The sequence below is a fragment of the Skermanella sp. genome (genome assembly GCF_059503625.1).
Map to the genome: position 1 here is coordinate 1 of NZ_JCACHA010000936.1, position 7,128 is coordinate 7,128.

Genomic DNA, 7,128 nt, shown 5'->3' on the forward strand with positions numbered 1-7,128 from the left:
CCGACGATGTCCGCAACCTGCCCCCGCTGCCGAAACAGGTACTGACCGACGAAGACAAGCGCCGGCTCCAGAACCTCGGCAACAACGGCGACAAGATCGACCCCACCGTCTGGGGCCAGTGGACCAGTTCCGTCAAGAACCGGAAGGCCACGGCCGAAGAAGTGCTGAGCGGCATGAAGAACAGCCAGTCCGGCATGCGGCACGATCAGGCCGCCGACTGACGGCCGGTAGTTGCTTGACGGCAGGACGGGGCGGCGATCATATCGCCGCCCTGCTTTTCTCCGAAGCGGGTTTGTCTTTCTTTCGGAGTGCGTACGGCTTGACCAGCACTTCCAGGGGAATGCGCCACTCGCCATGGAGCGCCCGCACCTGTTCCATGGTCAGATAGCGTTGCCGGTTCAAGAATTCCGATACACGGGATTTCGAGCCGAGCAACCGGATCAGATCCTTGCGCTTCGCCCCGGCATCTTCGATACGGGCCGCGACCACATCGGGAGCGTCGGCCGGTTCGATAGCCCAATGCTTGCGCTCGTAATCTTCGATCACGAGGGCAAGCAGGTCGAACCTGTCTCCTTCAGGTGTCCCTGGCTCTGGTTCCGACACGAAATATTGCTCGATTTCATCGAGAGCCCACGCGTAGTCATCTTCGTTCCGGATCGGGCGAACATCAGTCATGGCGGCCTCGCCTGTTTTTAATTTCCGATCGTGTCGGTTCTGCCGGTCTTCCACACCTTGTCATATTCCTTGTGAGTCCCAATAAATTTTATCAAAACTCTTTTGAACCTGTAGGCGACATGGACGATCAAGCGATACTTGTTGCCGCCGATATCAAACACGATGCGATTATCGGCGACGAAGTCCGCAGTCGCTCCAAAATCTGTTTTGACATCGTCCGGCCCTTGCCAGTCAGCCCCCGCAACCCGGCTGTACCAAGTCCTCAAAGGTGCCTCGGCCTCCCCATGCCGCTGCCAGAATTCTTTGAGGGTGCGAAGCGACAGGATTTGCATTTCCATTTATATCAAGTTCCCAGATATGGAACAAGGGATTACAGGCCGAAACGCTCCGGCCGCACTGGTCAATCGACCCTTTCGGCACCATTTTCCATCCATGGCAAATGGCACTGAACAGAACTCGTTCGGCGGGCGGATCGCGCGCTACGCACGGGTTTCCACGGCGATGGGCGGGCTGGCGGCGCGGCTCGCCGGACAACGCTATCTCGGTCTCAAACTCGAACGCGGCGAACACGCGAAGGAACTGCGGGACGCGCTCGGCGGGCTGAAAGGTCCGCTGATGAAGGTGGCGCAGATCCTGTCCAGCATTCCCGACGCCTTGCCGCAGGAATACGTCCAGGAACTCTCCCAGCTCCAGGCCGATGCGCCCAGCATGGGCTGGCCCTTCGTCAAGCGCCGGATGGCGGCGGAACTGGGTCCCGACTGGCAGAAGCGCTTCGCCAGCTTCGAGCGCGAAGCGGCTTCGGCGGCTTCGCTCGGGCAGGTCCACAAGGCGGTCGGCCATGACGGGCGGCAGCTTGCCTGCAAGCTCCAGTACCCGGACATGATGTCCGCCGTCGAAGCCGATCTGGGCCAGCTAAACCTGATCTTCTCGATCTACGAGCGCTACGACCGCACGATCTCGACCAAGCAGATCCACGCCGAGATCTCGGCCCGCCTGCGGGAAGAGCTGGACTACGCGTTGGAAGCCCGCCACACCGCCCTGTACCGGGATATCCTGAACCCTATCGGCGGCGTTCAGGTGCCGGAAGTCGTGTCGGACCTATCGACCAAGCGGCTGCTGACCATGACGTGGCTGGAAGGCCGCAAGATCCTGGACTATGTCGGCGACCACCCGGAACACCGCAACGAGCTTGCGCTGAACATGTTCCGGGCCTGGTACACGCCGTTCTATACCTGCGGCACGATCCACGGCGACCCGCATTTGGGCAACTATACCGTCCGGCCCGATGCCTCGATCAACCTGCTGGATTTCGGCTGCATCCGTATCTTCAAGCCCAGCTTCGTCAAGGGCGTGATCGACCTGTACCACGCGCTTCAGACCGACGACCGCGACCTTGCGGCGGAAGCATACCGGGTCTGGGGCTTCAACAAGATCAACAACGAACTGATCGACATCCTCAACGTCTGGGCGCGCTTCGTCTATGCCCCGATCATGGACGACCGCACCCGCAGGATCGACGAGACCAACAGCGCCATGTACGGCCGCGAAGCCGCCGAGAAGGTTCACCGCGCGCTCCACGAAGTCGGTGGGCTGGAGATCCCGCGTGAATTCGTCTTCATGGACCGTGCGGCGATCGGTCTCGGTTCGGTCTTCCTGCACCTGAAGGCGGAGGTCAACTGGTACCAGCTCTTCCACGACCTCGTTCGCGATTTCGACGTCGATGCCCTGGAAAAGCGTCAGACCGAACTGCTGAACCGCAATGGCGTGCCGCTGCCGGTTTGATCGCCGGCGTGTATCACAAACGTGTGATCGGTGTCAGTCTTTCGTGAGATTTCGCGGAACCATCTAGCGAAAACCGTTGTTGAGGGGGTCAAAGGTTGCCGAATGGCGATCGTATCGCCCCCAAGACGAGGAATTTCCACAGATGAATAAGCTCTTTTACGGTGCCGCGGTGCTGGCTCTCGCTATTGGTGTCTCCGGCCCGTCGCTTGCTCAGGACTCCGGCTTGGCAACCGGCCAGACCGACGGCGTGACCAGCGGCCGTGCGTCGATGGGTTCCCAGATGCCGGGCGTAGCACCCGGCGCCACCGGCGCCACCACCGGCCAGCCGATGCGGGGCACCCAGGCTCCGGTCGTAACCCCCGACGGCGCCCTGGAAACCGGCCAGACCGATGGTGTCACCAGCGGCCGCGCGGCTCTTGGCCGTGGCGGCGTCGGCCCCGGCGATCCGACGTATCCGACCGGCACCACCAACATGCAGGTTCCGGCTTCCTGCGGCCCGACCGATGTCGCGGCCGTGCGGTCCGATGCCAAGACGATCTCCAACGACCTGATCCGTGAGCGCCTGGAGGTCCAGTTCCAGACTGCCGAGAACCAGTTCCGTGACGGCAACCCGGCCAAGTGCGCCCAGATCCTCGCCGATGCCCGCAACTCCATCGTGAAGGCCGGCGGCACCGTCAACGACATCAGCGCCGCAGCCGGCGGCGGCGTGGTTCCCCCTGCGGGCACCAGCCAGACCGGCAACGAAGGTGTCGCCGGCGGCGGTCCCGCCGAAGGGATGATGCCCGCTCGCCGTTAAGGCGCTGCTTCAAGCAAGATAAGACGATACGCGGCGCTCAGGTTCCGCGATACTGGCAGCCGGCCCCTTGTGGGCCGGCTGCTTTCGTTTGCGCGCATGCGCAAGCCGCACGGCTGATGCCCGCGTCTTCGACCTTTGTCCACTGGGCAAGCGCCCGCAAGAAAGGTTTAGTGTTGAAGCTTGAACGGGCAAGGTTAGTGGGTAGAACGCTTCACAAACTTTCCCGAATACGGCATTTTGCCAACGCATAAACCGTACGCCATACTTTCGGCACAATAAAATCAGCGGCAAGGGAACCAGCCAGGATGAAAGTCGCGATACCCAAGGAGCGGCGTGCCAACGAGCGCCGCGTTGCGGCATCCCCCGATACCATCAAGAAGTATAAGCAGCTTGGGCTGGACGTCGTTGTCGAAACCGGCGCCGGTAAGGAAGCCTCGATCCCCGATCAGGCCTTCGCCGATGCCGGAGCGACCATAGCGCCGGACGAGGCCACGGCCCTGTCCGACGCCGATATCGTTCTCAAGGTGCAACGACCCCTGACGGAAGCGGAGGGAGGCCCCGACGAACTGGCGCTGATGAAGCCGGGCGCCATGCTGGTCGCCATTCTTCAGCCCTATCAGCAGCGGGATCAGCTCCAGGCCTATGCCGACGCCAAGGTCAACGCCTTCGCGATGGAGCTGATGCCCCGCATCACCCGCGCGCAGTCGATGGACGTGCTGTCCAGCCAAGCCAATCTTGCGGGCTATCGCGCCGTCGTCGATGCGGCGTCGGAATTCGGCCGCGCCTTCCCGATGATGATGACCGCCGCCGGCACCGTGCCGCCGGCCCGCGTCATGATCATGGGCGTCGGAGTCGCCGGCCTCCAGGCCATCGCGACGGCACGGCGCCTGGGCGGCGTCGTGTCCGCGACCGACGTGCGTCCTGCTACCAAGGAGCAGGTGCAGTCGCTGGGCGCCACCTTCGTCGCGGTCGAGGACGACGAGTTCAAGGAGGCACAGACCGCCGGCGGCTACGCCAAGGAGATGAGCCCCGCGTACCAGGAAAAGCAGCGGGCGCTGATCGCCGAGACGATCAAGAAGCAGGACATCATCATCACCACGGCGCTGATCCCCGGCCGCAAGGCTCCGATCCTGGTGACCGAGGCGATGGTCCGCTCGATGAAGCCGGGCTCCGTGCTGGTCGATCTGGCGGTGGAGCAGGGCGGCAACGTCGAAGGCTCCAAGCCGGGCGAGATCGTCGATATCGGCGGCGTCAAGATCGTCGGCCACCTCAACGTGCCGAGCCGCAACGCCATCGACGCGTCGATGCTGTACTCGAAGAACCTGCTGAACTTCCTGACGCCCCTGATCGACAAGGAAAAGGGCCTGACGATCAACTGGGACGACGAGATCATCAAGGGTACCGCCCTGACCCGCGACGGCGCTCTGGTGCATCCGAATTTCGCCGCCGAACCCGTCGCGGCCAAGAGCTGAGGGGAACACAGCCAATGACAAGCCAGGAACTGGCCCAGCAGGTCGCCAACCTGCAGGCGGCCTTGCGGTCGCTTACGGCCGAGGCGGACCGTCTCGCCATGGAAACGGCCCATCTCGCGACCGGAGCGGCAACCGACGCGGCGCCCGCCGCCGGCCACAGCTTCTTCATCACCGGCCTGACGGTCTTCGCGCTTGCCTGCTTCGTGGGGTACTACGTAGTGTGGCGGGTCACGCCGGCGCTGCACTCCCCGCTGATGAGCGTCACCAACGCGGTGTCGTCGGTCATCATCGTGGGCGCGCTGATCGCGACCGGCAGCACGGCCGGCTTCACCTTCTCCACGGCGTTGGGCTTCCTCGCCGTCATCCTCGCTTCGGTCAATATCTTCGGCGGGTTCATCGTCACGCAGCGCATGCTGGCGATGTACAAGAAGAAGCAGAAGAAATAAGGGAGCCCTGAACCAACATGGTCGCTTTCGCTCCATTGGCGTATCTCGTCGCCGGCATCTGCTTCATCATGGCACTGCGCGGTCTTTCCAGCCCCGAAACGTCCCGGCAGGGTAACAACTTCGGCATCGTGGGCATGGTGATCGCCATCGTCACCACGCTGCTGCTGCCGGGCCTGATCTCCGGGCTCTCCCTTACCCTGATCATCGTCGGCATCGCGATCGGCGGCGCCATCGGCGCGGTCACCGCGCGCAAGATCGAGATGACGGCGCTGCCGCAGCTCGTCGCCGCCTTCCACTCGCTGGTCGGTCTGGCGGCTGTCTTCGTCGCCATCGCCGCGTTCTACGCGCCGGAAGCCTACGACATCGGCACCCGCGGCAACGTCCGCGTCGGCAGCCTGATCGAGATGGCGCTCGGCGTCGCGATCGGCGCCATCACCTTCACCGGCTCGCTGGTCGCTTTCGCCAAGCTCCAGGGGCTGGTCAGCGGCAAGCCGCTGGTCTTCAACATGCAGCACATGCTGAACGCCGGCCTCGGCGTCGTGCTGGTGCTGGCCATCGTCTGGCTGTGCGTCAGCAACAGCACCGTGGCGCTCTGGGTCATCGTCCTGCTGGCGCTGGCGCTGGGCTTCCTGCTGATCCTGCCGATCGGCGGCGCCGACATGCCGGTCGTGGTGTCGATGCTGAACTCCTACTCCGGCTGGGCGGCCGCCGGCATCGGCTTCACGCTGGAAAACAACCTGCTGATCATCACCGGCGCGCTGGTCGGCTCCTCGGGCGCGATCCTGTCCTACATCATGTGCAAGGGCATGAACCGGTCGATCTTCAACGTGATCCTGGGCGGCTTCGGCGGCGACTCGGCGGCGGCCGCCGCCGGCGGACCTGCGGGCGACCGTGCGGTCAAGGCCGGCTCGGCGGAAGATGCCGCCTTCATCATGAAGAACGCCTCGTCCGTCATCATCGTCCCCGGCTACGGCATGGCGGTGGCCCAGGCCCAGCACGCCCTTCGCGAGATGGGCGACATGCTGAAGAAGGAAGGCGTCGACGTCCGCTACGCCATCCACCCCGTCGCAGGGCGCATGCCCGGCCACATGAACGTGCTGCTGGCGGAAGCCAACGTGCCCTATGACGAGGTGTTCGAGCTGGAGGAGATCAACCGCGACTTCGGTCAGGCCGACGTGGCCTTCGTGATCGGCGCCAACGACGTGACCAACCCCGCCGCCAAGACCGACCCGGCCTCGCCGATCTACGGCATGCCGATCCTGGACGTGGAGAAGGCGAAGACGGTGCTGTTCATCAAGCGCTCGATGGCGGCCGGCTACGCCGGCGTCGAGAACGAACTGTTCTTCCGCCCCAACACGATGATGCTGTTCGGCGACGCCAAGAAAGTCACCGAGGAAGTGCTGAAGTCGCTGGATTAGCGGCTGACGCCTGACTCAAAAGGCGGCGCGGTCCAACGACCGCGCCGCCTTTTTTGTGTCCGTTCCACCAACGGAAGCTTGGCACTCGATAGACAAACCCATGCACAAAAACCGCCTCCGGAGTGCTCCGGGGCGGTTCCATGCGGCCTTAACCTGTAATCCGCGGTCTTTAGACGGGCGCGGACTGGAGGTCGATCAGTAGCCTTCACGCTCCATGCGCTTGCGCAGCAGCTTGCGAGTGCGGCGAACGGCTTCCGCCTTCTCACGCGCGCGCTTCTCCGACGGCTTCTCATAGTTCCGTCGCAGCTTCATTTCACGGAAAATACCCTCGCGCTGCATCTTCTTTTTCAGCGCGCGGAGGGCCTGATCGACATTGTTGTCACGAACCAGCACTTGCACGGTTTGGTGTCTCTCCAACAGTTTAAGTCATCACGCACGATGCGCAAAAGGCACCCGTCCGACCGAAGTCGCGGGTTCTAGCATGCCGGGGAGCCCTTTCTCAAGGGCTAATCGGATAGCTAAAGTCGGTTGCTCACCAT

The 7,128-nt window shown here is 63.3% G+C and carries 8 protein-coding genes and 1 pseudogene; 6 read left to right on the top strand and 3 right to left on the bottom strand.

Features of this window, described 5'->3' with window-relative positions:
- Positions 1–221: pseudogene (locus AC5JJ6_RS34140) on the top strand (catalase); the annotation flags it as partial.
- Positions 222–258: 37 nt separating this feature from the next.
- On the opposite strand, the gene AC5JJ6_RS34145 reads toward AC5JJ6_RS34140, so the two are convergent.
- The gene (locus AC5JJ6_RS34145) at positions 259–675 is read right to left on the bottom strand and encodes a helix-turn-helix domain-containing protein (RefSeq protein WP_496046310.1); all 417 of its coding nucleotides are present in this window, start codon (positions 673–675) and stop codon (positions 259–261) included.
- A 17-nt stretch (positions 676–692) separates the two neighbouring features.
- Entirely contained in the window at positions 693–1,013 is a 321-nt protein-coding gene (locus tag AC5JJ6_RS34150) for a type II toxin-antitoxin system HigB family toxin (protein ID WP_496046311.1), read from the bottom strand.
- Between the two features lie 94 nt (positions 1,014–1,107).
- Between AC5JJ6_RS34150 and AC5JJ6_RS34155 the strand changes: the two genes are divergently transcribed.
- From AC5JJ6_RS34155 to AC5JJ6_RS34175, 5 genes are all read left to right on the top strand, one after another.
- A complete protein-coding gene (locus AC5JJ6_RS34155) occupies positions 1,108–2,457 on the top strand; it encodes an ABC1 kinase family protein (protein ID WP_496046312.1) in 1,350 nt (449 codons plus the stop codon).
- A gap of 142 nt (positions 2,458–2,599) precedes the next feature.
- Positions 2,600–3,253 carry a hypothetical protein gene (locus AC5JJ6_RS34160; RefSeq protein ID WP_496046313.1) on the top strand — a complete coding sequence of 218 codons (654 nt, stop codon included), beginning with the start codon at positions 2,600–2,602 and terminating at the stop codon, positions 3,251–3,253.
- A 305-nt stretch (positions 3,254–3,558) separates the two neighbouring features.
- Entirely contained in the window at positions 3,559–4,725 is a 1,167-nt protein-coding gene (locus tag AC5JJ6_RS34165) for a Re/Si-specific NAD(P)(+) transhydrogenase subunit alpha (RefSeq protein WP_496046314.1), read from the top strand.
- 14 nt (positions 4,726–4,739) lie between these two features.
- Positions 4,740–5,171: an NAD(P) transhydrogenase subunit alpha part 2 gene (locus AC5JJ6_RS34170; protein WP_496046315.1), complete on the top strand. Its 432-nt coding sequence runs from the start codon at positions 4,740–4,742 to the stop codon at positions 5,169–5,171.
- A gap of 17 nt (positions 5,172–5,188) precedes the next feature.
- Positions 5,189–6,589 carry an NAD(P)(+) transhydrogenase (Re/Si-specific) subunit beta gene (locus AC5JJ6_RS34175; protein WP_496046316.1) on the top strand — a complete coding sequence of 467 codons (1,401 nt, stop codon included), beginning with the start codon at positions 5,189–5,191 and terminating at the stop codon, positions 6,587–6,589.
- Between the two features lie 195 nt (positions 6,590–6,784).
- On the opposite strand, the gene rpsU is transcribed toward AC5JJ6_RS34175, so the two are convergent.
- Positions 6,785–6,988, bottom strand: coding sequence for a 30S ribosomal protein S21 (gene rpsU / locus AC5JJ6_RS34180; RefSeq protein ID WP_012974546.1), 204 nt, complete (start codon positions 6,986–6,988; stop codon positions 6,785–6,787).
- Between the last annotated feature and the right edge of the window lie 140 nt (positions 6,989–7,128).

Bases quoted from the DNA above. Each gene is read 5' to 3' on its own strand.
- AC5JJ6_RS34145 (WP_496046310.1), bottom strand. From the start codon at position 675: ATGACTGATGTTCGCCCGATCCGGAACGAAGATGACTACGCGTGGGCT.
- AC5JJ6_RS34150 (WP_496046311.1), bottom strand. From the start codon at position 1,013: ATGGAAATGCAAATCCTGTCGCTTCGCACCCTCAAAGAATTCTGGCAG.
- AC5JJ6_RS34155 (WP_496046312.1), top strand. From the start codon at position 1,108: ATGGCAAATGGCACTGAACAGAACTCGTTCGGCGGGCGGATCGCGCGC.
- AC5JJ6_RS34160 (WP_496046313.1), top strand. From the start codon at position 2,600: ATGAATAAGCTCTTTTACGGTGCCGCGGTGCTGGCTCTCGCTATTGGT.
- AC5JJ6_RS34165 (WP_496046314.1), top strand. From the start codon at position 3,559: ATGAAAGTCGCGATACCCAAGGAGCGGCGTGCCAACGAGCGCCGCGTT.
- AC5JJ6_RS34170 (WP_496046315.1), top strand. From the start codon at position 4,740: ATGACAAGCCAGGAACTGGCCCAGCAGGTCGCCAACCTGCAGGCGGCC.
- AC5JJ6_RS34175 (WP_496046316.1), top strand. From the start codon at position 5,189: ATGGTCGCTTTCGCTCCATTGGCGTATCTCGTCGCCGGCATCTGCTTC.